This is a genomic window from Dolichospermum sp. LEGE 00246 (genome assembly GCF_015207865.1).
Lineage (GTDB): Bacteria > Cyanobacteriota > Cyanobacteriia > Cyanobacteriales > Nostocaceae > Dolichospermum > Dolichospermum heterosporum.
On the sequence record NZ_JADEWA010000771.1, the window covers coordinates 1 to 1046 of the forward strand.

1 protein-coding gene is annotated in these 1046 nt (G+C 42.4%); it reads right to left on the reverse strand.

Annotated features, from left to right (window positions below):
* Window positions 1-39: 39 nt before the first annotated feature.
* Window positions 40-972: a CRISPR-associated protein Csx3 gene (locus IQ228_RS27570; RefSeq protein WP_193965040.1), complete on the reverse strand. Its 933-nt coding sequence runs from the start codon at window positions 970-972 to the stop codon at window positions 40-42.
* Window positions 973-1046 lie beyond the last annotated feature (74 nt).

Sequence of the window (1046 nt, forward strand, 5' to 3'; positions counted from 1 at the left end):
GCTAAACACCAAGCGATCGCAATACTAACAGAATTCATCTTATCCATTTTTAGATTCTCCTGAAACTAAACCCACCAAAACCCCAGCCAAAGCCCGAATCATCGAACGAACAGAAACATCCTCCCCACGTTTTAAGCGATGCACATTTCCTCTAAGAATCGGCGTTTCCTGGGAAATCACATCTTCCACACCCTCATAATCACTGTGAATAATAGCCACTACCAACAAACCCAGCGATTCACATAACTCTTCCCAAGTTGCAACCTCAGTTTCATCCTTGACTAAAATCACCGCATGAGTTGCTTCCCCCATAATCAACCGGTTAGCATTGGAAATTTTACCACCGACATCAAATACAAATATCGGTGTATTGATCCCCCTGACTTCCTGTGCCTTCAGTTGTCCAAATTCCGGGGTAAAACCCGCCTTGTACTCCGTTTTTAACCTATTTGCTAAATCTGCGTCCCGTCGTGCCGTTTCCCCATACCAAGAACCATCCCCATCTGGACAACCAGAGATAAAATAGGATTCCGGGGCATTGGGAATCTGTAACAACGCTTGTTTTAGACCTTCCCGGAAACAGGTCTTTCCTGTATTCGCAAACCCGCAAATCACTAATTTGATACTTGACTGCTGCTGTATCTGCACCACATCCAAAATATCCCCAACTTGATAATCAGGATGTTTACTAATGGTGACTACGTACCTATCCAGCCCCCTATCGCCAATCTTGGGATCAAACAGAGCGATCGCATCATACAATATAGATAATTTATCAGCTAATACCTGACTCACCAGCACCGATGTCCGACCGTTGATTTTAATCAGCGAACCCCCCGGTAATTCGCCAGAAACAATCATTTGATTCAATCTGGTAGCTGCATCACGGACAATTTTATCCCCCGTAGATATGGTACTGCCAAATCCTACCTTTAAAACGTCACCGTCTAAACTGATATGGTAAATACTCATTAAATAGCACTGGATTATAAAATAATTAAAACATGACTCAAGTAATTTCCTCAAGTAAAACTTTAATCAATTAA

Bases quoted from the DNA above. Each gene is read 5' to 3' on its own strand.
- IQ228_RS27570 (WP_193965040.1), bottom strand. From the start codon at position 972: ATGAGTATTTACCATATCAGTTTAGACGGTGACGTTTTAAAGGTAGGA.